Consider the following 24,088-nt stretch of genomic DNA (forward strand, 5'->3'; position numbering starts at 1 on the left):
ATGACGGCCGCGATCCAACGGCGACTGGATATTCCAGAGCCACACAATGCTGAAAAAACCGAGCTGCACCCCGAGCTGAATCGTGCCCACGTACGCTTCATCGGTCTGGGCAAAACCTACAACGGTCGGCAAGGCCCGGTCGCCGCGTTGCAAGGCATCGATCTGGCGATTCAGCGCGGCGAAGTGTTCGGCATCATCGGCCGCAGCGGCGCTGGCAAGTCATCGCTGATCCGTACGATCAATCGTCTGGAACAACCGACCTCGGGGCGAGTGCTGATCGATCAGGTCGACATCGGCGAGTTCGATGAAGACCGTCTTGTCGCCCTGCGCCGACGCATCGGCATGATCTTCCAGCACTTCAATCTGATGTCGGCCAAGACTGTTTGGCAGAACGTCGAACTGCCGCTGAAAGTCGCTGGCGTGCCGAAAGAGCAACGAGAAAAAAAGGTTCGCGAACTACTCGAACTGGTTGGCCTGCAGGAAAAGCACAAGGCTTATCCGGCGCAGCTCTCCGGAGGGCAGAAACAGCGTGTCGGTATTGCCCGGGCGTTGGTGCATGACCCGGATATTTTGCTCTGCGACGAGGCCACTTCGGCGCTCGACCCGGAGACCACCCAGTCGATCCTCGGCCTGCTGCGCGAGATCAATAAACGCCTGGGTCTGACCATCGTTCTGATTACTCATGAGATGGCAGTGATCCGCGAAATCTGCGACCGCGTCGTCGTGCTTGAGCACGGGCGGGTGGTCGAACAAGGCCCGGTGTGGGAAGTGTTCGGCAATCCGCAGCACGAGGTTAGCCAGACCTTGCTCGCACCGCTGCAACACGCGCTGCCGGAGGAGTTGCAAAGCCGTTTGCTGAAGCAGCCGCCCTCCTCCGATGCTGCTGTGGTGCTGCGCTTGCAATTCACCGGCAGCGCCAGCGACGAACCGGATCTGGCGGCATTATTTGCTGCACTCGGTGGCCGGGTAAAGTTGCTACAGGGCGGCGTCGAACGGATTCAGGGGCATGCGTTGGGGCAACTGTTGCTGGCCGTCAGTGATTCAGCGTTCGGAGCCGAGCAGTTGCGCGAACGCGCCGCACCGTGGGCGCAACGCGTGGAGGTATTGGGTTATGTGGTTTGATCGCTTGCTGCAGGGTTTCATCGACACGTTTTTGATGGTCGGCGTGTCGTCGCTGATAGCGCTGCTGGTGGGGATTCCCATGGCGGTGATTCTGGTCACCAGCGACAAGGGCGGGATCTATGAAGCGCCGGTACTCAACCGCGCCTTGGGCGCGTTCGTGAACCTGTTTCGCTCGATCCCGTTTTTGATTCTGATGGTCGCGCTGATTCCGTTTACCCGGTTGATTGTCGGAACGACCTACGGTGTCTGGGCCGCTGTTGTGCCGCTGACAATTGCCGCGACACCGTTCTTTGCGCGGATTGCCGAAGTGAGCCTGCGCGAGGTTGATCATGGCTTGATCGAGGCGGCGCAGGCGATGGGCTGCCGGCGTTGGCACATCGTCTGGCATGTGCTGTTGCCGGAGGCGCTGCCGGGGATTGTCGGCGGGTTCACCATCACGCTGGTGACGATGATCAACTCGTCGGCGATGGCCGGGGCGATTGGCGCTGGCGGGTTGGGAGATATCGCCTATCGCTACGGCTATCAGCGTTTTGACAGCCAGATCATGCTGACGGTGATTGTGTTGCTGGTGGCGTTGGTGGCGGTGATTCAGTTGGGTGGGGATCGGTTGGCGCGGGGGTTGAACAAGCGCTGAGCCGGGCCGGGCTCATGTAGCAACTTCACAACCGCTATCGCGAGCAGGCTCACTCCTACAGGGGAACGCATTTCAAATGCAGGAGTGAGCCTGCTCGCGATGGGCTGCGCAGCAGCCCCGAACCCGATGGCGTATATTCGGCAAATCCCAATTGCCCGCGTATCCCGACCATGAAGCAGACCCCCACCGATCTCGAACAGATCACCGCCACCACCCTCGGCCACTACAACTCGGTGGCCGAAGACTTTCGTGAAGGCACCCGCAATCACGATGTCAGCCAGAACATCGATGCGTTGCTGCGGCATATTCAAGGTGTGGCGCCGTTCACGATTCTGGATTTCGGCTGCGGCCCGGGCCGCGATTTGCAAACGTTTACGCGCATGGGCCACATCGCAGTCGGCCTCGACGGTTCGCCAGAGTTTGCGCGAATGGCCCGTGAGGACAGTGGTTGCGAGGTGCTCCAACAGGACTTTCTGAAGCTCGATCTGCCGGCTGAACGCTTCGACGGGATCTTCGCCAACGCGGTGCTTTTTCATGTGCCGTTGCAGGAATTGCCAAGGGTGCTCAAGCAACTGCATGGTGCGTTGAAACCCGGTGGCGTGTTGTTCAGCTCCAATCCGCGTGGGGATAACCGTGAAGGCTGGAACGGGCCGCGTTATGGCTCGTATCACGATCTTGAGGCGTGGCGCGGGTTGTTGACGGCAGCGGGTTTTGTCGAGCTTGAGCATTACTATCGGCCGGCGGGGCTACCGCGCGAGCAGCAGCCTTGGTTGGCGAGTGTCTGGCGTAAATCCATGTAGTCAGCTCAGACGCCATCGCGAGCAGGCTCACTTCTATAGTTGGAATGCGTTCCCCTGTAGGAGTGAGCCTGCTCGCGATGAGCGCGAAGCGCTCGTTTTTACTGCGTCTCTTTTTTCGGCTCGCGAATCTTGTACCAGGCCACATACAGCGCCGGCAGGAACAGCAACGTCAGCAGCGTCGCCACCACGATCCCGCCAATCATCGCGTAGGCCATCGGCCCCCAGAACACTTCCCGGGCAATGGGGATCATGCCCATGCTCGCTGCGGCTGCGGTCAGCAGGATCGGTCGGCGCCGATGTTCGGTCGCTTCGACCACCGCATCCCACGGCGCATAACCTTTCTTCTCGAACTCATCGATCTGCGTCACCAGAATCACCGAGTTGCGGATGATGATGCCGATCAGCGCGAGAATCCCCAGAATCGCCACGAAACCCATCGGCGTACCGGTCGGCACCAACGCCAGTACCACGCCGATCAGCCCCAGCGGCGCGACACTCGCGACGAGGAACATCTTCTGCACGCTGTGCAACTGGATCATCAGGAACGTCGCCATCAAAAACAGCATCAACGGCAACACCTTGGCGATCGGCCCTTGGGCCTTGCCGCTCTCCTCGACCGTACCGCCAGTGGCGACTTTGTAGCCGACCGGGAGCTTTTCAGCGAAGGCATCAATCGACGGCTTGAGGATTTTCACCAGATCGGTCGGCTGGATCTCGTCGCGCACCGAGGCCTTGATGGTGATGGTCGGCAAACGGTCGCGACGCCACACCAGCGGCTGCTCCAGTTCATAACGCACGGTGGCGAACGCCAGCAGCGGAATCGACGTGCCGCTCGGCGTGACGATCTGCAGGTTCTGCAGGGTTTCCGGCGTACCACGTTCGGAATCCACAGCGCGCCCGACCACGTTGATCAGGTAGATGTCGTCATCGACCTGGGTCAACGGCGAGCCACTGACGATGCTGTTCATCAGGTTCGCCACGTCTTCGGACGACAGCCCGAGTTGCCGCGCCTTGTCCTGGGCGATGTCGATGCGCAGGACTTTGCCCGGCTCGTTCCAGTCGTAGATGATCTCGCCGATGTGCGAGTTCTTGTCCAGTTCGGTCGCGAGGTCAATGGCGTGCTTGCGCACCTGATCGATGTCCTTGCCACTGACCCGGTACTGAATCGGACGCCCCACCGGCGGGCCCATTTCCAGTGCTTGCACGTAACTGCCGATGCCGACGAAGTCCTTGTGCAGGCGTTCGCGCAGACGTTGGGTCAAGGCCTCACGGGCCTCGAAATCCTTGCTGACGATCACCAGTTGTGCGTAGTACGGGTTTTGCAATTGCTGGTCGAGCGGCAGGTAGAAACGGATCGCGCCCTGACCGATGTAGGTGCTCCAGCGCACAATGTCCGCGTCACCCTTGAGCGTCGCTTCGAGTTTGTCGACGGCTTTGCGGGTTTCGTCGATCGAGGCGTTTTGCGGCAGGTTCAGGTCGACGAGAATTTCCGGGCGGTCCGATGCCGGAAAGAACTGGTTCTGCACAAAGCGCATGCAAAAAATCGACAGGGCAAACAGCAGCACGGTGATACCGATCGCCCACCAGCGATTGCGCATCGCCCACAACAGACCGCCATTGAACGCACGCCCGACGCGACCCGGCTCGGCTTCATGAGGTTTCACGTTGGCGCTGAGAATGTGCACGCCGATCACCGGCGCGAAAAACCCCGCCACAATCCACGACACAATCATGGCCACGGCAATCACCGCAAACAGCGTGTAGGTGTACTCACCGGCGGAACTGGCGTTGAGGCCGATCGGCACGAAACCGGCGACTGTCACCAGCGTCCCCGTTAGCATCGGGAACGCCGTCGAGGTGTAGGCGTACGTCGCGGCCTCCTCCTTGCTCTCGCCCATTTCCAGGCGCGTGACCATCATCTCCACGGTGATCATCGCGTCATCCACCAACAGGCCGAGGGCGATGATCAATGCGCCGAGGGAAATCCGCTGCATAGTGATGCCGCTGTATTCCATGAACACAAAGACCATCGCCAGCACCAGCGGAATCGAGCACGCCACCACCAGCCCGGCGCGCACACCGAGGCTGATAAAACTCACCACCAGCACGATGATCACCGCTTCGAACAGCGCGCTGGTGAAACCTCCAACAGCCTCTTCAACGACGACAGCCTGATCGGAAACGGTGTGCACGCCAACGCCCACCGGCAAGTCCGCGGTCAGTTGGTCGATGCGCGCATGCAAGGCCTTGCCGAACTCCTGGACGTTGCCACCCTTCTGCATGGCAATCGCCAGGCCGATGGCCGGTTTGCCGTCGAAGCGGAATTCCGGGGTCGCCGGATCTACGTAACCACGGCTGATCTCGGCGATGTCGGCCAGTCGATAGAAGCGGTCATTGAGCTTGAGGTTGACTTCGGCCAGATCCTTCTCCGAAGCAAACTGCCCGGAGGTGCGCACGGAAATCCGCTCGGGACCGGCCTCGATCACCCCCGCCGGAGTTACGGCGTTCTGCGATTGCAGGCTTTCCACTACCTGACGTTGATCGATGCCCAGTGCAGCGAGTTTGCGTGTGGAGAAATTCAGGTAAATCACTTCGTCCTGCTGGCCGACCATTTCGATCTTGCCCAGCCCTGGCACGTTGCGGATTTCGGCCCTGGCCTGTTCCACATAATCGCGCAGTTGGCGCATGGTCAGGCCATCGGCGGTAAACGCGTACACCGAGCCGAACACGTCACCGAACTCGTCGTTGAATCCCGGCCCCTGAATGCCTTGGGGAAACTGTCCGCGAATGTCATCGATCTTCTTGCGCACCTGGTACCAGATTTCCGGGATGTCCTTGGCGCTGGTGGTGTCGCGCAGGTACACGTACACCGTTGATTCGCCGGGGCGCGTGTAGCTTTTCACGTAGTCGAGGGAGTCGAGTTCTTCGAGTTTCTTCTCGATGCGGTCGGTGACCTGCTTGAGCGTTTCCTCTTGAGTCGCGCCCGGCCATTTGGTCTGGATGACCATGGTTTTGATGGTGAACGACGGATCTTCTTCGCGGCCCAGGTTGAAGTACGAAAAGACGCCCATCAGTAACGCAACGAACATCAGGTACCAGACGAATGACTGATGCTTGAGGGCCCATTCGGAGAGGTTGAAAGAGCCTTTCATTGACTGTCCTCGTCAAGTTTTACCGATTGTCCGGGTTTGAGGCTGTTGACGCCGGCGCTGACCACACGCTCGCCGTTCTTTACGCCGCCAGCCAGTACGACGCTGCTGTCGGTACGGCTGACGACGGTGACATCGCGGGGGCTGACGGTTTTGTTTTGCGTGTCGATGACCCAGATTCGCGCTTTGCCATCGACCTCCTGCAGCGCCGTCACGGGCAATTCGATTCGCGGCTTGATCGCCGAGCTGAGGGTCACGCTGATCGCTGTGCCGAGACGAAAGCCGTCCGGCGTATCGGCCAGGGTCAGACGGGCACGACGGGTGCGCGTGGCACTTTGCGCCTGCGGTTCGATTTCGCGGATGATCGCGGTGGTGTTGATGCTCGGGTCGAGTTGCGCGGCCACCGAGAACACCACATCACTGGGGATCTGATCGACCAGGGTGTCCGGCAGATCGATCACCGCTTCCTTGATGTCCGGTTGCGCCAGCGTCACCACTTGCTGGCCAGCCGTGACGACCTGCCCGGCCTCGGCGTTCCACGCGGTGACCACGGCACGGTGGTCGGCGCGCAGTTCGGTGTAGCCGAGTTGGTCCTTGCTCTGGTTGACCGCCGCGCGCGCCTGATCCAGCGAAGCCTGGGTGGTTTTCAGATCGGTGTTGGCGACGTCCAGTTGCGCCTGTGCACCGACACCGCGATCAAACAGCGCCTGCTGGCGGCGCGCATTGGCTTGTGCGTTGATCAATTGCGCCTGGATTTTCGCCAGATCGCCTTGCGCCGAACGCAATTGGTTCTGCTGGTCGGAAGGGTCGAGGGTGGCGAGCAACGTGCCTTTCTCGACCTCGGCCCCCACATCGACGTTACGGCTAGCGATGCGCCCGCCCACACGGAAACCGGTGTTGCTCTCATAGCGCGCCTGAATGCTGCCGGCGAAACGCCCGAGGTTTTCCTCGCTCAACGCTTCGACCTGGACTGACAGCACCGGGCGTACCGGCTCGGGCGGCGGTTCTTTCTTCGAACACGCAGCCAACATCACAGCAACGGGTAACAGCCACAGAGACTTCATGGCTGTACTCCCGGCTGCAAATCCTTGTAGGTGTTTTCGGCGATCTCGACTTTCATGCCCGGATGCAACAACTGCCCACCAGCGACGATGACTTTCTCGCCGCCCTTGAGCCCTTCGCTGATGATGACTTTGCCGGTCAGGTAGCGGCCGACCGTGACGTTGTGCAATTGCGCCTCGCCCTTGTCATCGACCATCCACACCGCCGTATCGCTGATGTTTTTCGTCAGCGCTGACCACGGCAACTCGACCGCCGACTTGCCCGAGCCTTTGGCCGTGGCGCTGACCACCGAACCGAGTTGCATGCCCGGCGGCAGCTTGTCGAGGGTGACTTTGACTTGCACGGTGCCGGATTGCGCCGACACCGCCGGGGTGATTTCGCGCACGGTGCCGGTGGTTTTGATCTCGGGGTTGTCGAGCAGGCTGACGGTGATCCTGTTGTCCGCAGGACGCTCGGCGAGCAGCGATTCATACACGTTGAACACCGCATCGCGGTCGCCATCGCGGGCCAGACTGAAGATCGGCGCGGTGGCCTGCACCACCTGGCCGACTTCGGCCTGACGCTCGGTGATGACGCCCGGCGCGTCAGCGATCAGTGAGGTGTAACTGAGTTGATCCTTGGCGTTCGCCAGTTGCGCCTGCGCCGCACTCAAGGCGCTCTGGCTGCTGCGCAACGCCGCTTGGGCGGAGTCGTATTCGCTTTGGCTGGTGTAGCCCTTGGGCAGGAGTTTCTGCTGGCGCACGAACGCCGCAGCGCTCTGTTTCACCCGCGCCTGTTCGGCCACAACCTGGGCCTGGGCGGAATCGACGTTGGTCTGCAAGTCTTTAGGGTCGAGTTTGGCCAGCACCTGTCTGGCCGTGACGCGGTCGCCGACGTCGACCATACGCTGGATGATCTTGCCGCCAACACGGAACGACAACTCCGTCTGCACGCGCGCCTGCACGTCACCGGTCAATGTCACCGAAGCCGCGTAATCCGCGGGTTTCACTTCCTGTACGAAGACCCTGGGCAAATATTCCTCAGGGGCTTTTTTTTCGCCGCAGGCGGTCACCAAGGTGAACAGACTCAGCATGACCGCTGTTTTCAAACCGGGACTCGCCATGCAGACTCCTTCCTGTGTACGAACGTGCAAGTGACGATACGACTGTGAGCTTAGAACAGGGTTCCGCCTTCGCCTGCGCGATCACAATATTTCCCCGTAGGAGCTGCCGCAGGCTGCGATTTTTTGATGTTTTTTTAGAAGATCAAAAGATCGCAGCCTGCGGCAGCTCCTACAATGGGCGCCTGAAGAGAAGGAATTCCATGCTCAACACCCTGGCAGTGGCCAATTACCGCTCGATCAATAAATTGGTGATCCCGCTCGGCCGGCTGAACCTGATCACCGGGCCCAACGGCAGCGGCAAGTCCAATCTTTACCGGGCCTTGCGCCTGCTGGCGGAAACCGCTCAGGGCGGCGTAGTCAATGCGCTGGCCCGTGAGGGTGGCCTGGATTCGACGTTCTGGGCCGGGCCGGAAACCATCAGCCGGCGCATGCGCAACGGCGAAGTGCCGATCCAGTCGACGGTGCGTCAGGGTGTGAAGCGATTGCGCCTGGGGTTCGCCGGGGAGGATTTCAGCTACTCGATCAGCCTCGGTCTGCCCGACTCCAACGGGCACTTCATGGTGCCCGAACATTCGCGCCCCATTCCCTCGCGCTTCAGCCTCGACCCGCAGATCAAGCGCGAATGCATCTGGGCCGGCGCGCTCTACCGTCCCGCCAGCCTGCTGGTGGATCGTGACGGGCCGATGATCCGCGCACGCGCCGAACGCAAATGGGATGTGCTGGCGCAACACACGCCCAACTTCGACAGCCTGTTCGACCAGGTCGGCAGCCTGCGCAGCTCGCCGGAAGTGTTCCAGATGCGCGAGTTCATTCGTCGCTGGCGTTTCTACGATCACTTTCGCAGCGACGCCGACGCGCCGGTGCGTCAACCGCAACTGGGTACGCGCACGCCAGTGCTGCATCACGACGGCCGCGATCTGGCGGCGGCGTTGCAGACCATCATCGAGATTGGTGATGGCGACGCGATGCGTGCGGCAATTACCGATGCGTTTCCTGGTGCACGCGTGCATATCGAAGCGCAGGCCGGTGGACGCTTTGCCATCGAGTTTTATCAGGAAGGCCTGTTGCGGCCGCTATCGGCAGCGGAGTTGTCGGACGGGACGTTGCGCTATCTGCTGCTCGTCGCGGCGTTGCTGACGCCGAGACCGCCGTCGCTGATGGTACTGAACGAGCCGGAAACCAGTCTGCATCCGGATCTGTTGCCGGCACTGGCGCGGTTGATCATTCGTGCGTCTGAGCAATGTCAGGTGTGGGTGGTGTCCCATGCGCGGCGGTTGATTTCGGCGTTGCAGGAGGACCCGGAGTGCAATTGCATTGTGCTGGAGAAAACCCTGGGGCAGACCGGGATTGTCGGGCAGCGGGTACTGGATGAGCCGGCGTGGAACTGGCCGGATTGAGCGTTCCAGGCAAAAGCCCCTCACCCTAACCCTCTCCCTGAGGGAGAGGGGACTGATTGGGGGATGCTCAAGAGTGACGCCGACGTGAAAATGCGTCTGTGAATCCACAATCGACTCGTTTCCGCAGGTCAATGTCTGATGCAAGACACCTCGGCCGGCTCCCTCTCCCTTCAGAAGAGGGGACTGATTGGGAGATGCTGTTGAATTACGCCGACCTGAAAATGACTCTGTGAATCCATAATCGACTCTGTTTGTCAGGTCGATGTCTGATGCAAGACACCTCGGTCGGCCCCCTCTCCCTCCGGGAGAGGGCTGGGGTGAGGGATTGCCCTTGAGCCTCACCACCGACCTGACAGACAATCACCCCTGCCACTTGCCACCCTCGACAATCACGCTCTCAGGCTTGGTGTCATCGCTCAATTCTTTACGCACATATTGGTCATACAGCTTGAGCAGATACTTCTCCTCGCCCAGTTTGGTCAACTCGGTATTCACCCAGTCACGCAGTTCGATATTGCCCTTCTTCACCGCCGGCGCAATCGGTGCTTCGGCACCCAGTTTGTCTTCCAGCACGCGATAGCCCGGGTTCTGCTTGGCCCAGCTGAACAGCACCAGATTGTCCTGCGCGTAGGCATCGCCACGCCCGTTGGCGAGAGCTTGCAGTGATTCAGAGTTCTTCTCGAACTTCAGCAGTTTCCAGTCCGGGTGATTCTTGGTCAGCCAGATATCAGCGGTGGTGCCAGTGGTGACGATGGTGGTGCGGGTCGCCAGATCATCCAGGTTTTTCACCGAGCTGCTTTGCGGCACCAACGCCTGCACCGCAACCTTGAGATTCGGGTTGGTGAATTCCACCGCTTCCTTGCGCTCAGGCGTGACGGTCATGTTGGCGAGGATCAGGTCAACCTTGTCGCTTTGCAGGAACGGGATGCGGCTCGCCGGTTCAACCGCGACGAATTCGACCTTGTTTTCATCGCCGAGCAGATCCTTGGCGAAACGCCGGCCGATATCAGTATCAAAGCCGACGTAGCGCCCGGCCTCATCGACAAAACCGAACGGTGGCTTGTCGGTGAAGACGCCGACAATCAATTTGTCGCGAGCCTTGATCTTGTCCAGATAACCGGCCGGCGCGGTGCTTTCGCTGGCGACTTTCGGTTTTGGTGGTTCTTCGGTCTTGCTGCAACCGGCAAGCAAGGCGAGGCTGAGCAGGGGCAGTAAAAAAGCGGCAGTTTTCATAGCAGTTCCAGTTCCTTTGTCGGATTCGTTTTTGGCAGTGTTGCAACGAAGGAGAACTTCTCCAGAAACTGCTGCGCGCGTGCGGTTTGCGGGTTCGTAAAGAAAATCTCGGGCGGGTTCTGCTCAAGGATGCGCCCGGCATCCATGAACACAATGCGGTCGGCCACCGCGCGGGCGAAGGCCATTTCATGGGTGACGATCAGCAGGGTCATGCCCTCACGAGCGAGGCCCTGAATGACCTGCAAAACTTCCTTGACCATCTCCGGATCAAGGGCAGCGGTGACTTCGTCGAAGAGCATCACCCGTGGGTTCATGCACAACGAGCGGATGATGGCGATGCGTTGCTGCTGGCCGCCGGAGAGCTGACGCGGGAAGGCATCGCGCTTGTCCGCCAGACCCACGCGTTCGAGCAAGGCTTCGGCTTGTTGCTGCGCTTCGCGGCGTTGACGCTTCTGCACCTTGACTGGGCCAAGCAGCAGATTGTCGAGCACGCTCATATGCGGGAACAGGTGATAACTCTGGAACACCATGCCGATCTGCTGACGGATTTCACGCCAGTCAGTGGACTTGCCGAGCAGCTCACGGCCGAGAAATTTCAGGCTGCCGCTGTGCGCCTCTTCCAGGCCATTGAGGCAACGCAACAAGGTACTTTTGCCGCAACCGCTAGGGCCGAGGATGACGATCACTTCACCACTCTGCACCTGCAGGTCGATGCCGTTGAGCACCTGCTGTTCGCCATAGAATTTGTTGAAGCCGTGAAATTCGATCAATGCGCTCATGCTTGCGTCCAGCGCCGCTCCAGCACGCGCGAGGCGGCCGACAGCGGGTAGCAGATGAAAAAGAAAAACAGAAACAGCACGCCGTAGATCAGCACTGATTCGTAGGTGCGTTCGATGATCTGCTGGCCGACCTTGATCACATCCACCACGCCGATCAGCACCGCCAGCGAGCTAGTCTTGATGATTCGCGTGTAGACGTTGATGGTCGGTGGCGTCATGCGTTTCAGCGCTTGTGGCAGCAGCACGTAGCCGTAGAGCTGCGCGGCGTTCAGGCCAATCGACAGGCCTGCTTCACGCTGCCCGCGCGGCAACGAATGCAGCGCACCGCGCGCCACTTCGCCGACCTCACTCGCGCCCCATAACGACAGCACCAGCACCGCGCACCAGAAACTCGGGATGCTCAGACCGAAGAAAATCGGCAAGCCGAAGAACAACAGGTACAACCAGACCAGCACCGGAATCGCCCGGAACAGCTCCAGATACACCCGCAGGATCGCGTTCAGCCATGTCACGTTGAGCGTGCGCAACACACCGTAGAAAACGCCACCGACCGTGCTGATGGCAATGCTCAGAAACGAGATCGACAAGGTTTGTCCCGCGCCTTTGGCCAATTGCGGCAACGACACCCAGAGCAATTCAAGACCCGAACTGGCCATGCTGGAGCCTCCTTTCCAGACGGCTGAGCAGCAGCGACAGCGGCAGGAATAGCAGCACGCAGATCAATGTCAGCACTGCGAGCATTTCGTAGGTTTTGTAATAGAGCGCGATGTAGCTTTTGGTGGTGTAGAGAATTTCCGGCACCGCCACCGCCGAGACCACGGTGGTTTCCTTGAGCAGGAAAATGAAATTGGCGAACAGCGACGGCAGGCTGAGGATCCCCGCTTGCGGCAGGATCACATAGCGAAGCAACTGGCCGTGAGACAGGCCGATGGAGCGCCCGGATTCCAGTTGCGCCTGCGGCACCGCATCGACGCCGGCGCGCAGCACTTCGGTGAGGTAAGCGCCGCCGAGGAAGGTCATGGTGATGATCGCGGCGGTGAAACCGGACACCTGGATTCCCACTGCTGGCAAGGCGAAGTAGACGAAGAACAACTGGATCAGCAGTGGTGTGTTGCGCGCCAGTTCCACATACAGGCCGACCAGTTTTTGCAGGTAAGGCGTGCGGAACACCAGAATCGTTGCGTTGATCAGCGCCACCAGCAGCGAGGTGCCAATGGCGATAAAACCCACCTGCAGCGTCACGCCCACGGCTTTGAGAAACGCCGGCAGGGTGCTGAGGATAAATGCGTAATCGAAGGTCATGAAACGTCCTGAACGCCGCTCGGTAAGCGGCGGTGATGCAGTCCATGGGCAGCGGATGGCTGTCCGACAAGCATCGACTTTATAGGTATAAAAACCAGAATTTAAATACCGTTAAAGCATATTGATATCACCCAAAAAACTAACCTGTGGATTTGCCGGGAAGGAATAAGAAGGCTATTTTTCTTTGCGCTGTAGGACGGATCTTTTTTTCACGAAAGCCCTCCAAGGACGAACAGCTTTTGGCCAGACTCCCCTGGCCAAACTCATAACAAGGAAGAGAACATGGACGTAAAAGTGCCGCAGCGACTGGATCCGCAGGAGATTGTGAAATTGTTGGTGGCGTTGCGCCGGGCGTTGAAGGCCACAGCGTAAATCAAAAGCCCCTCACCCCAGCCCTCTCCCGGAGGGAGAGGGCTGGGGTGAGGTGTCTTACGTCAAACATCGACCTGAAAGATCGAGTCGATTATGGATTCGGCCGAGATCTTTCACATCGGCGTACCTCTACAGCATCCCCCAATCAGTCCCCTCTCCCTCTAGGAGAGGGAGCCGACCGAGGTGTCTTGCGTCAAACATCGACCTGAAAGATCGAGTCGATTATGGATTCGGCAGAATCTTTCAAGTCGGTGTACTTCTACAGCATCCCCCGATCAGTCCCCTCTCCCTCCGGGAGAGGGCTAGGGTGAAGGGCTTTTCAACGCACACACAAAAACGCCGATGACCATCACTGGCCATCGGCGTTTTCACACCTTGAAGGGGTTTACTCAAGCGTCAGATCAGAACGCCGGCAATACCGCGCCGTTGTACTTCTTCTCGATGAACGCTTTGACTTCCGGGCTGGTCAGGGCTTTGGCCAGTTTCTGGATCGCGTCGCTGTTCTTGTTGTCCTCACGGGCCACCAGGAAGTTCACGTATGGCGAGTCAGCGCCTTCAATCACCAGCGCATCTTTCTGCGGGTTCAACTTGGCTTCCAGCGCATAGTTGGTGTTGATCATGTCCAGATCAACTTCCTTCAGAACGCGTGGCAGCAGCGCCGATTCCAGTTCCTTGAACTTGAAGTTGTGCGGGTTCTTGGCGATGTCTTTCGGCGTTGCCAGAGCGTTTTTCGGGTCTTTCAGCTCGATCAGGCCAGCCTTCTGCAGCAGGATCAGTGCGCGGCCGCTGTTGCTGCCTTCGTTCGGGATCGCGATGGTCGCGCCGTCCGGCAGTTCTGCCAGGGTCTTGTACTTGCTCGAGTAGCCACCGAACGGTTCAACGTGCACGCCCTGCACGGTCACCAGGTACTTGGACTTGTCGTCCTTGTATTTGCCCTGGTTGAAGCTGTTCAGGTACGGCAGGGTCTGGAAGTAGTTGGCATCCAGACGTTTCTCGCCCACTTGTACGTTCGGCTGAACGTAGTCGGTGAACACTTTGATTTCCAGATCCACGCCTTCTTTGGCCAGGGTCGGTTTGATCAGCTCGAGGATTTCAGCGTGCGGAACCGGTGTCGCGGCAACCACCAGTTTCTCGCCGGCATTGGCCAGGGAAGCAGTCAGAGCAGCCGCCAATGCGGTAAACAACAGAACCTTTTTCATGCAGTGTCCTTATCGAAAATCACGGTCGTCATCGACGACGGCATTAATACGTGTGCCAGTGAAGTGATATCGCTGGCGTGGGTCGGACAATACCGGGATTTTTTATTCCCGGACAATAACGTTTATTCACGTTGTTATTCCATTTTGCTCATACACGCAGGCTAGACATGTAGGAGCTGCCGCAGGCTGCGATCTTTTGATTTTCAACAAGTTAAAACGTTGAAAAGCAAGATCAAAGGATCGCAGGCTTCGCCAGCTCCTACAGGAGGCCGGTGTTTTTCAGCAGTTGCTTGAGGGCGGCCTGGTCGGTTGTGGTGCCAGTGGAGAGGATCTGGTTGATCTGGGCCTCGATCTGGGTCAGTAGCGGCGGCAGATTCAGGTGCTCCGGCAGAATCTCGTCGCCGGTACTCACCAGCAAGGCAAAGTGAATGACGTTTTCCAGCTCGCGGGTGTTGCCCGGCCAGCTGTGCTGTTCGAGCACGTGCTGCGCCGCTTCGCTGATCAGCGGCACCGGCAGATCCAGACGCTGGCTGTAGATGCCGAGAAAATACTCTGCCAGCGAGAGGATATCGCCGGTGCGCGCGCGCAAGGCCGGCAGTTCGAGATGGCCTTCGCTGAGGTAGTGATAGAGCCGCTCGTGGAATTTCCCGGCATCCACCGCTTGTGCCAGATCAATGCTGGTGGCGGCGACCAGACGCACGTCGACCGGACTCGGCTGATGTGCACCGACACGGGTGACTTCGTGGTTCTCCAACGCGGCGAGCAATTTGATCTGGATTGGCAGCGGCAAGTCGCCGATTTCATCGAGGTCCAAGGTGCCGCCATTGGCCGAACCGAACCATCCGGCGCGACTGCTGGCTGAACCGCTGTAGGTGCCAGCGGCATAGCCGAAGAGTTCGGCGTCGGCGTAAGTCGGGCTGATGGCGCCGCAATTGACCGAGACGAATAAGCCGCTGCGATCACTGGCGCGATGGATGTGCCGGGCGAGCAGCTCTTTACCCGTCCCCGTCTCACCGCGAATCAATACTGAAATCGAACGCGGGGCTAACTGCTCCAATTCTTCGCGCAACTGACGCGAGCGCGGGTCGACAAACACCAGCGCTTTGGCGCGAATGCTCAGGGGACTTTTTTCAGCGTCGGGAAAGGTCAGCAATGGCTGACCGAAAGTTTCGAAACTCATGGCAGACTCCCGCCCAAAACCGCCGGCAGACGGGGGCGTTGAAAGAAATAAAAATCAGGCGCGGCGGCGGGCGTGGTGTTCCATGCGGTTTTGCAGGCGATAGAGATAGGCAAAACCCTGCTCCCAACGCTGATGCCCGGACTTCACATTGATGTGCCCGGCACCGGCAAGAATTCCCGCCTCGGCGCCCCAGTTGCGCGCCAGCTCCATGGCACGCGGCGCACTCACCGCGGCATCGTTGTCGGAGCTGACCACTTGGCTCGGGAATGGCAGCAAATCAGTCGGGATCGGTGCGAAATTGCGCAGCGCGGGTGCGCAGGCCGGGCGCTCGACATCGGCCGGCGCGACCAGCAAGGCGCCGCGCACCTGACGCAGATATTGCAACGGCGCAGTGGCAGCCCAGTGAGCAACGGTGATGCAGCCGAGGCTGTGGGCGATCAGGATCACCGGCGTACTGTCGGCGGCGATCGCCTCGGCCAGGGCCGCGACCCAGTCTTCGCGACGCGGCGTCAGCCAATCGGCCTGCTCGACCCGCGCGCTGTTCGGCAGGCTGTTCTGCCAGTGGCTTTGCCAATGATCTTCTGGCGATCCTTGCCAGCCCGGCACAATCAGGTAGCGGATTGATTCGTTGCGCATGGGGAGCTCTCCTGCGTCGTGTCTGTTCCTGAACGAGTATAGGGAGGGTATTTATATTCGTTAAGGAATAAGAAGCTATTTATTAAGATCTGAATTGAATATGAGATGTTTGCATGGCTTGAAAGCTTTTCCCCCTCACCCCAGCCCTCTCCCCCAAGGGGGCGAGGGTAAAGGGAGCCGATCTCCTGGCCTTTCAAATCCTGAGCTCGACTGGATTTCACATGTCGGTGTACAGCGGCCGAACAACGCGGTCAGTCCCCTCTCCCTCTGGGAGAGGGCTAGGGTGAGGGCTTTGCTTTTAACGCCAGAAATAAAAAAAGGGCCGCACCCTGCCAAGGAGACGGCCCCGGAAAAACGTTGAATCTGTTACCGCGCAGTAATCACCGACAACTTGGTAATCCCCGCCCGCTCGATCGAAGCCATGGCTCGCGCCACTTCGCCGTAGTTCACCCCGTCTTCCGCCTGCAACTGCACGCGAACTTCCGGGTCCTTTGCCTTGGCCGACTTGAGGTTGAATTCCAGCAGGTCCGGCTGAATCTCATCCTTGTTGATAAACAGCTTGCCGGCGCCGTCGATGCTCACCACTAGCGGATCCTTCTGTTCGACCGGCGCCACCGCTTCGGTCTTCGGCAGGTTGATCGGGATCGCGTTGGTCAGCAGTGGTGCGGTGACGATAAACACCACCAGCAGCACCAGCATCACATCCACCAGCGGTGTCACGTTGATCTCGCTGAGCACCTCGTCACTGTCTTGCGTGGAGAAGGCCATATCAGGACGCCTCCTTCACTTTTGTCGCGTTGCCCGGCGCTGCAACCTTATGCGCGGTCGGGTGAATCAACACGCGGAACGCACTCTTCTGCGCCAGGCTGTAAAAGTCGTGGGCGAAGTCATCCAGATCCGCCGCCGTCAGTTTCAACCGACGTAAAAAGTAGTTGTAAACCAGCACCGCCGGCACCGCGACGGCGATCCCCACACCGGTGGCGACCAGTGCCGCACCGATTGGGCCGGCGACTGTTTCCAGGCTTGCCGAACCCGCTGCGCTGATGCCTTTCAACGCTTCCATGATTCCCCACACCGTGCCGAACAAACCAATGAACGGCGAGGTGCTGCCGATACTCGCAACCACGGCCAGACCGGTTTCCAGCGAACGGCGTTCGCGGACAATCTGCTGACGCAGAGCGCGCTCCAGTCGATCCTGATGGTTGATCGCCTGGCTCAAATCATTGGCCTGCGGCGCCTCGCCCACCTGAATCGCCGCGTAACCTGCCTGTGCTACTCGCGCGGCGGCACCGGGTTGGGTCTCGCTCAATTCAGCGGCGGAATCCAGGCTCGACGCCGCCCAGAAGCGTTTATGAAAGCGCCGATCCTGCGCCTTCAAACGACCGAACTGCACAGCCTTGAGCAATGCCAGGCCCCAGGTGGCGACGGAAAATACCACCAGCAGCCAGATCACCGCGCTTTCGATGGATTCCAGTGGAGATGCCAGTAACGTCATGATGATTCCCTCGTGTAAACGTTTCGCGCGAATTTGGTTTCGGTTTAATGAATCTTGAAATCGATGGGCACGCTGACCCAGCCATCCTGGGCGACATCACCCTGCTTGGCCGGGACGAAACTCCAACGTTTCACGGCGTTGAGTGCCGCGTCGTCGAGCTGTTGCCGGCCACTGCTTTTGGCAATCTGGATCTCGCCGGGCTTGCCGTTGGCCAACACATGCACGCGCAGCAACACCGTGCCCTCCCAACCGCGACGCTGGGCCAGCGACGGGTATTCCGGCGCCGGGTTTTTCAGGTACGCAGCATTCGCTGAAGCCGGGGTTACCGGTGCCGGCGCGGGAGGCGCAGGTGGCGCTGGCGCTGCAACCGGAGCGGCCGGTTGTGGCGGCGCCGGTGGTTGCTCGACCGCTTTCGGTGCTGGTTTGGGTGCCTGTTTAACCACCGGTTTGGGTTTCGGAACCGGTTTGGGTGGCGGTGGTTTTACCGCCAGTTCGTCTTCCACTGGCGGTGGTGGTTCAACCACTGGCGCAGGTGGCGGCGGCTCGACAACCGGTGGCGCCGGCGGTGCCGGGCGCGAGAACTCGATGGTCATCGGCGGAATTTCCGGCGGCACGATCGGCAGCACCGGCGTCGGCTTCTGGCTGGTCCAGTAGATCACCGCGCCATGCGCCAACAACGCCAGCAAGCCAAGCAGAAACGCCTCGCGACGGCTCAAGATGCCTTTCGGTGCACGCTGCAAACGCAACTGCCCCAGCGGCACACGATGCGGCCGGCCGAGATCGACCAGCTCGCCACTCGGCGTCTGACGCCACAGCAATTGCTCTGTGCTGGCGGCGGTCTGGACATTGCCCATTGATTCACTCCCTGCGGTCTTTTTGCGTTCTCTACAAAAACTGTCGATCAACCGCTTGTTGAATCCCCCACGGCAGATCGACGGGTGAATCATTGGGCTTGGCGCTTATCTCCGAAAGTAATCTTTAACGTTATGCATAGTCTTTTATGGAATATATGAATTGATCAATTCCACCAAAGCCACGTGCCACGTGGGCTGCAGCGACAGGTGAAAAAATGCATGCTTTTCAGGCATTAAAAGTATTCATGCAACGCATCAACCACGACTGACACAGTTTTGCAGGACGACTAATACCAAGTAGATAATTGATGATAATTTTTCCTGAATAAAAAAAGGCCGGAGCACTTTCGTGCAACGGCCTTTTAAATTTTTAAACAAGACTACTGTTTGACGAATTCCCCGCCCAGGGTCACCACATCACCATCGAAGTTTGTACGGGAGCCGGCAGCGCGCAATTTTGCGTAGTTATGATCCGGCGAAAACAGTGTCCATGTCTGATAACCGCTATTACCATTCTGAGCAAGTACTGCAATGGTGGTCGGGTTACCGGTACTGTTCTGGAAATGGTAGTTTCCATAACGGATGTCGTAATTCACGCCACCCTGACTCAATGTTCCGCTGAACGAGCCGTTGGAATCATTACCATCGGTAATCACCAGCTTGGCGCCAGAGTTGGAATTCAGATAAGTGCCATTAATGCTCGACATGATGCGACTTCCTTTATCGTTGGGATAAGTGTCTTCCGATGAGAGCAAGTTTCCTCCTGGAAACTCACGACTCAGAGAATGGTTCGACATTCCCCTGCTGTCCATGTGAGCAACTAACTAAATTGCAATAAGTACTGTTCGAGTTACTCATAACTTATTGCCAATCAGTCGAACATTAATTCCAAATCAACTAACGGCTGGCGTTGGTCTGTTGCACACCGATGGCAGGCGCAATCACCGCCGTTTCCGAACGTGGCGTGCCGACGGGCACCCAGTCATAACTCACAGGCAGCGCGCGATACACCCAGTTGCTGATGGCGTCGCTGCCCGGCGCCTTGCCGAGGTACGGGCTGACGTATTCCCAGACGTTTTCGCCGCCGGCCGTGACCTGGAAAAACCGCCCGTTCATGCCTTCGTCGATCAACGTATTGCCGTTGGGCAAACGTCGCGCGCTGCTGATGAACGAGCTGTAAAACGCCCACCCCGGCTGCTTCGAATTCGCCGCGCTGTACTGCCAGACAATTTCATTTTTGACCGGGTCGATTTCCAGCACCCGCGAACCGGAAATCAGCCCAAGGGTGACATTGGGATAACCCGCCGAGCCTTGGTTATCGAACACCAGCACATTGCCCGCGCCAGGCAGTCCGGCAGGAATGATGTGGGCGTCATGCTGGCCGACAAACTGATCCACGGGACGCGGCAAGGTCCGCGCGGTTTTCGGGCTGGCCAATGGCAGGTTCGGCCCCAGACGCCAGACCACTTTGCCGCTGGCTTTATCGATGATCGCGATGAAGTTGGCGTTGCGTGAATCGAACAACAGATTGTCCGGATTGAAACGCTTGTCGCCGGCATCGAACCACTTGTTCGGCCCGACCACACTGAGGTTGTTGATGTGCAGGTAGTCGGCGTCCTCACTCGCCCGCACCAGCTTCAATTGCGCGGGCGTGAAGCCGAATTCGTCGAGGTGTTCCGAGGCCAGCCATTGCCATTTCACCGCACCGTCGGGACTGACTTCATAGATCGCATCGTCAATCACCTCGGGGACTTTGAAGCCTTTGACCTTGTGCACCCTGTTCGCCAGAACAACGGTGTTGCCGTTGCTCAAGCGGCGCTGATCATGATGCTGCTGTGCCGCGCCACCGGGTGCCTTGTCGCCCCACTGCCAGACCACTTTGCCGTTCCAGTCCAGTTCACCAACGCTCTGATTGCCCAGACCATTACCGGCAGAACCGAGCTTGCCGGGGTCCTTGTCACTCAGTTGCAGCAGCACGTGGCCACGTTCGCCACCGACCAGTTTCGGGTCGATGATCGCGGACGGGAAACCGGCCTGCGGCCAGCTCTTGACCTCGTTGCCATTCATGTCGATCAGGTGCGTCTGCTTGTCAGCGCCGCTGAAAATCACGTACTGATTGAAGGCTTTGTCCGGGTCGTAACGGGTGACACCGGTCGGGTAAACGCTCGGTGCGGCGAAGGCGCCCGCGCTAAACACCGCGCCGGACAACAACAGCGGAAAAGCCGTTTTGATACGCAACATGATGCAGCTCCTTGAGTGACGAATCAGAAGTCGTAGCGACCGGTGACGCCGAGGGTGCGCGGAGTCCCGAGCAGGCCTTCATAGCCGCCGTTGCCGCCCGTCCACAGGGTCGTGTAATAGGTTTTGTCGAAGGCGTTTTTCAGCCACAGCGAGATGTCCCACTGACCCTGATTGAAGTCGCCGCGCAGGCCGGTGGAGAGGTTGACCACTGCGTAGCTCGGGATCTGTCCGTAATCGGAATCCTCGACCGTGCCCACCGCTTTCGAGCGGAAGGCGTAGCTGCCGGTGACGTACGGTTCAAAGCCGTTATCGAGATTCCATTTGTATTCGCCGTTGGCGTTACCGATCCATTTCGAAGCACCGACCACTTGATGGCCGCTAAGGTCGCAAGAGGCTGGAGCCCCTGGCGCCTGGCTGATTTCCGGCGGGCACGGCGCATCTTTGTACGAGAGGTAGCTGACGTCGTTGTACGAACCGTTGAAGTTCAGGGTCAGGCCACGCAGCGGGACGATCGTGCTTTCAAACTCGACGCCGCGCGAGCGCACGGAACCGGCGTTGGTCAGGTATTGCACGCGGTTGACGTCGTCGTAGGCGTTGGTCTGGTAGGCGTTGACCTGGGTCCAGAACACGTTGGCATTGAGTTGCAGGCGGTGATCCCACAGGGTGCTTTTGAAACCGAGTTCGGCGTTGTTGGCGCGCTCAGTGCCAATCAAAAGTGAATCGGCGCCCGCCGTCGGTGCAGAGCCGACAGCGAGGTTAACGCCGCCGGATTTCTCGCCGTGGGATAACGTCGCGTAGCCGAGCACATCGTCAGTGATGCGATAGCTGAGGTTGAGCAATCCGCTAGGGCTGGAACTGTACTGATTGAGATCGCCGGAATCGTAAGCGCCGGTACGACCGCGCCGCGCGGTGGCGGCAGCACCGGTGACTGCCGCGCCACCGACCGGCGCATCACGCGTTACCCACGCGGATTTTTCTTCATAGGTGCCGCGCACGCCGGCAGTGAAATCCAGACGCTCGGTGAGGTGCCAGGTGCCTTGGGCGAACAGCGCGAAACTGTCGGTCTTGATGTGGCCGTTGCCGACACTGCCGACATTGGCCAACGCGCCACGCGGTGTGCCGTTCCAGATGTCGGCTTGCGGGCCGTAATAGGCGAAGGATTTGTTATCCAGGTCCGAGCCGAAGTAGTAGGCGCCAACCACGTAATCGAAGAACTCGCCCTTGGGCGAAGCCAGGCGAAATTCCTGTGAATACTGTTTGTCCTCCACCGACACACCGGCGTTGTAGGTCGCCGGGACATTGAGACCGTCGTCATTTTTCGGGGTGAAATTCCAGAAGCGATACGAGCTGATCGAGGTCAGGGTGAAGTCGCTTGGCAGCGTCCAGTTGGCCTCGACTGAGGTACCTCCCTGATGCACGGTGACGTGCTGGTCGTTGTCCAGGTTGACCTTGCGGTGCGAGCCGTTGACCAGCGTTGCGCCAGCGGCAGCCGCGCGCGCCGAGTAAAGATTGACGCCGTTGATGGTCGGCCCGGTGTTGTACAGCACGCGGGTACCGGCGCTGGAATCCTCTTCGTTGTAGTCGCCAATCCAGCGCAGATTAAAGTCTTCGTTAGGCTTGAATAGCAGCTGTGCACGAAAGCCTTCGCGCGAGCCGCCGTTCAGATCATGACCGTTGTATTCGTTCTTGATATCGCCGTCGCTACGGGTGCGATAAGCGGAAAAACGCCCGGCCAATTCATCGTTGAGCGGTCCGGAAATCGTGCCTTTGGTTTGGAAATAACCGTCTTCGCCAACCGAGGTTTCGATGCTGCGCTCAGGCGTGAAGGTCGGCGCGCGGGTGCTGATGTTGATCACCCCGGCGGTGGTGTTTTTGCCGAACAGCGTGCCCTGCGGCCCACGCAAGACTTCGAGCTGTTCGATGTCCATCAAGTCGAACACCGCCATGCCCGGGCGACCCAGATAGACGTTGTCGATGTACAGCCCGACGCTACCTTCGAGACCATCGCTCGCCGGGTTATTGCCCAGACCGCGGATCGACACGCTGGACTGCCGCGCATGCATGTAAGCGACGTTGACGCTCGGCACCAATTGCTGCAAATCCTGAATCCGGTAAACCCGCTGCGTCTCGAGATTCTGGCCGCTGACCACGCTCATCGGCGTTGGCACATCTTGCGAACTTTCTTCCCGGCGGCGAGTGGTCACGGTGACCGTTTCCAACTGCGAACTGTTGGCCGCCGGTTTGCCTGCGGGTACCGGCGTCGGCACTTGCGTTTCCGCCGCGTAGCTATGAGTCCAGCTGGCGCTCCCTGCCAGCAACAGGGCCAGAGGCAGGCGTTTGAGCCGTCGTGGCGTTAGGGGTGACGCAAGGTTCAACGGACTCATGGCGCGGCTCCTGGTCAAAAAACACACAGACATCTTCAGCGCTGCATATTCTTTTAAGTTATTTATTTATGGATTTACAAATATTTACTGCATAAGAGATTGCCTTTATAAGGAGTCGACCTAATGCATATCCAATGCATTTCCCGGATATTTTTTATGTGAAAAATGCATATCGACTTGCGCCAACTTCGTCACTTCATCGCCTTGGCTGAACAACGCAGCTTCGTCGCCGGCGCGCAGGCGGTGAACCTGTCGCAGTCCGCCTTCAGCCGCAGCATTCAGGCGCTGGAGCACAGCGTCGGCTGCCAGTTGGTTGATCGCGGGCGCAAGGAATTACCGCCGACCAAACAGGGCCAGGTGCTGCTCGAACATGCACGGCGACTGGTCAGTGGCGCGCAGCAGATGGCGAACGAGATCAGCCAGTTCAATGGCCTGGAGGCAGGGGAATTGCGCTTCGGTTGTGGACCGGCGCCGGCGGCCGGTTTGATCCCGCGCGCGATTGGCAGCTTCATCGGTCGCTACCCGAAAGCGCGGGTGCAGTTTCAGGTTGATGATTGGCAGAGTCTGAGCAAGCGACTGATGAGCGAGGAATTCGAATTCTTTGTCGCGGACACACGCTACTTCGAGGCGGATCCGGATTATCTGACGCACCGGCTGCGACCGCGCAAATGGCATTTCTGTTGCCGTGCCGGGCATCCGCTGGCGGGTTTCGATAAGGTCAGCGCCGAGCAGTTGATGAGCTATCCGCTGGCGGTGAGTATTCGGCCGCCAAACTTGCGCAAGGTCATCGTTGACCTCAGTGGGCGGCCGGATTTCACCCCGAATGTCGAATGTGAAAACAGCTCGAGTCTGCTCAGTGTGGTGCTGCGCTCGGATGCGATCGGGATTGTCGGGGCGTATTCGGATGCGCTGCACCAGGCCAAGGGTGAATTGGTGTGTTTGCGGATTGAAGGGTTAGCCGATGATCTTGAGGAGCTGTATACGCGTTATGGGATTGTCAGCCGCGCGGGGTATCGGTTGTCGCCGTTGGCCGAGGCGATGATTGAGCAGATCAAGGTGATTGATGCGGTGGATGAGGAGGTGTGTTCGCTGGATAGACTTGCCGTCTGATCGACCGCTATCGCGAGCAGGCTCACTCCTACATTTG

The 24,088-nt window shown here is 59.1% G+C and carries 21 protein-coding genes; 5 read left to right on the forward strand and 16 right to left on the reverse strand.

The genetic code is table 11. The annotated features are described in order from the left end of the window. The 3 genes from AK821_RS06945 to AK821_RS06955 all read left to right on the forward strand — a co-directional run bounded on the left by AK821_RS06945 (nt 1) and on the right by AK821_RS06955 (nt 2,556). The gene (locus AK821_RS06945; protein ID WP_064389005.1) at nt 1-1,122 is read left to right on the forward strand and encodes a methionine ABC transporter ATP-binding protein; all 1,122 of its coding nucleotides are present in this window, start codon (nt 1-3) and stop codon (nt 1,120-1,122) included. After that, nucleotides 1,112-1,756 (forward strand): methionine ABC transporter permease, encoded by a 645-nt coding sequence (locus tag AK821_RS06950; RefSeq protein WP_034151854.1) that lies wholly within the window; start codon nt 1,112-1,114, stop codon nt 1,754-1,756. The genes AK821_RS06945 and AK821_RS06950 overlap by 11 nt, the downstream gene beginning before the upstream one ends. A 170-nt stretch (nt 1,757-1,926) precedes the next feature. Continuing rightward, nucleotides 1,927-2,556, forward strand: coding sequence for a class I SAM-dependent methyltransferase (locus tag AK821_RS06955; RefSeq protein WP_064389006.1), 630 nt, complete (start codon nt 1,927-1,929; stop codon nt 2,554-2,556). A gap of 98 nt (nt 2,557-2,654) precedes the next feature. On the opposite strand, the gene AK821_RS06960 is transcribed toward AK821_RS06955, so the two are convergent. Genes AK821_RS06960 through AK821_RS06970 form a run of 3 tightly spaced genes read right to left on the reverse strand, consistent with a single transcriptional unit; the run spans nt 2,655 to nt 7,869 of the window. After that, on the reverse strand, nt 2,655-5,708 hold the full coding sequence (locus AK821_RS06960; RefSeq protein WP_064389007.1) for an efflux RND transporter permease subunit: 3,054 nt from the start codon (nt 5,706-5,708) through the stop codon (nt 2,655-2,657). Continuing rightward, the gene (locus AK821_RS06965) at nt 5,705-6,769 is read right to left on the reverse strand and encodes an efflux RND transporter periplasmic adaptor subunit (RefSeq protein ID WP_064389008.1); all 1,065 of its coding nucleotides are present in this window, start codon (nt 6,767-6,769) and stop codon (nt 5,705-5,707) included. Before AK821_RS06965 ends, AK821_RS06960 begins: the two co-directional genes overlap by 4 nt. Then, on the reverse strand, nt 6,766-7,869 hold the full coding sequence (locus AK821_RS06970; protein ID WP_064389009.1) for an efflux RND transporter periplasmic adaptor subunit: 1,104 nt from the start codon (nt 7,867-7,869) through the stop codon (nt 6,766-6,768). Before AK821_RS06970 ends, AK821_RS06965 begins: the two co-directional genes overlap by 4 nt. Before the next feature lie 200 nt (nt 7,870-8,069). On the opposite strand from AK821_RS06970, the gene AK821_RS06975 reads away from it, so the two are divergent. Next, nucleotides 8,070-9,266 (forward strand): AAA family ATPase, encoded by a 1,197-nt coding sequence (locus tag AK821_RS06975; protein WP_064389010.1) that lies wholly within the window; start codon nt 8,070-8,072, stop codon nt 9,264-9,266. 360 nt (nt 9,267-9,626) lie between these two features. On the opposite strand, the gene AK821_RS06980 is transcribed toward AK821_RS06975, so the two are convergent. From AK821_RS06980 to AK821_RS07040, 13 genes are all read right to left on the reverse strand, one after another. After that, nucleotides 9,627-10,499 carry a transporter substrate-binding domain-containing protein gene (locus AK821_RS06980; RefSeq protein ID WP_053116498.1) on the reverse strand — a complete coding sequence of 291 codons (873 nt, stop codon included), beginning with the start codon at nt 10,497-10,499 and terminating at the stop codon, nt 9,627-9,629. Next, the gene (locus tag AK821_RS06985; RefSeq protein WP_064389011.1) at nt 10,496-11,278 is read right to left on the reverse strand and encodes an amino acid ABC transporter ATP-binding protein; all 783 of its coding nucleotides are present in this window, start codon (nt 11,276-11,278) and stop codon (nt 10,496-10,498) included. The genes AK821_RS06980 and AK821_RS06985 overlap by 4 nt, the downstream gene beginning before the upstream one ends. Beyond that, nucleotides 11,275-11,934, reverse strand: coding sequence for an amino acid ABC transporter permease (locus AK821_RS06990; RefSeq protein WP_064389012.1), 660 nt, complete (start codon nt 11,932-11,934; stop codon nt 11,275-11,277). The genes AK821_RS06985 and AK821_RS06990 overlap by 4 nt, the downstream gene beginning before the upstream one ends. After that, complete coding sequence (locus AK821_RS06995) at nt 11,915-12,580, reverse strand: amino acid ABC transporter permease (RefSeq protein ID WP_064389013.1); 666 nt, start codon at nt 12,578-12,580, stop codon at nt 11,915-11,917. Before AK821_RS06995 ends, AK821_RS06990 begins: the two co-directional genes overlap by 20 nt. Nucleotides 12,581-13,353: 773 nt before the next feature. After that, nucleotides 13,354-14,151, reverse strand: coding sequence for a MetQ/NlpA family ABC transporter substrate-binding protein (locus AK821_RS07000; protein ID WP_007918708.1), 798 nt, complete (start codon nt 14,149-14,151; stop codon nt 13,354-13,356). A gap of 259 nt (nt 14,152-14,410) precedes the next feature. Continuing rightward, entirely contained in the window at nt 14,411-15,331 is a 921-nt protein-coding gene (locus AK821_RS07005; protein WP_064389014.1) for a sigma 54-interacting transcriptional regulator, read from the reverse strand. 54 nt (nt 15,332-15,385) lie between these two features. Then, a complete protein-coding gene (locus AK821_RS07010) occupies nt 15,386-15,967 on the reverse strand; it encodes an alpha/beta hydrolase (RefSeq protein ID WP_064389015.1) in 582 nt (193 codons plus the stop codon). 366 nt (nt 15,968-16,333) lie between these two features. Beyond that, a complete protein-coding gene (locus AK821_RS07015; protein ID WP_064389016.1) occupies nt 16,334-16,735 on the reverse strand; it encodes an ExbD/TolR family protein in 402 nt (133 codons plus the stop codon). 1 nt (nt 16,736) lies between these two features. Continuing rightward, nucleotides 16,737-17,462, reverse strand: a complete 726-nt coding sequence (locus AK821_RS07020) for a MotA/TolQ/ExbB proton channel family protein (protein ID WP_064389017.1) — start codon at nt 17,460-17,462, stop codon at nt 16,737-16,739. Nucleotides 17,463-17,506: 44 nt separating this feature from the next. Beyond that, nucleotides 17,507-18,316, reverse strand: a complete 810-nt coding sequence (locus AK821_RS07025) for an energy transducer TonB (protein ID WP_064389018.1) — start codon at nt 18,314-18,316, stop codon at nt 17,507-17,509. Nucleotides 18,317-18,696: 380 nt separating this feature from the next. Beyond that, nucleotides 18,697-19,023, reverse strand: a complete 327-nt coding sequence (locus AK821_RS07030) for a hypothetical protein (RefSeq protein ID WP_064389019.1) — start codon at nt 19,021-19,023, stop codon at nt 18,697-18,699. A gap of 190 nt (nt 19,024-19,213) precedes the next feature. After that, the gene (locus tag AK821_RS07035) at nt 19,214-20,557 is read right to left on the reverse strand and encodes an aryl-sulfate sulfotransferase (RefSeq protein WP_064389020.1); all 1,344 of its coding nucleotides are present in this window, start codon (nt 20,555-20,557) and stop codon (nt 19,214-19,216) included. Nucleotides 20,558-20,580: 23 nt separating this feature from the next. Beyond that, complete coding sequence (locus AK821_RS07040) at nt 20,581-22,941, reverse strand: TonB-dependent receptor (RefSeq protein WP_064389021.1); 2,361 nt, start codon at nt 22,939-22,941, stop codon at nt 20,581-20,583. 165 nt (nt 22,942-23,106) lie between these two features. On the opposite strand from AK821_RS07040, the gene AK821_RS07045 reads away from it, so the two are divergent. Then, nucleotides 23,107-24,051 (forward strand): LysR family transcriptional regulator, encoded by a 945-nt coding sequence (locus AK821_RS07045; RefSeq protein ID WP_064389022.1) that lies wholly within the window; start codon nt 23,107-23,109, stop codon nt 24,049-24,051. Nucleotides 24,052-24,088 lie beyond the last annotated feature (37 nt).

Origin of the sequence: Pseudomonas sp. RIT-PI-r (assembly GCF_001297015.1) — a bacterium.
Taxonomy (GTDB): Bacteria; Pseudomonadota; Gammaproteobacteria; order Pseudomonadales; family Pseudomonadaceae; genus Aquipseudomonas.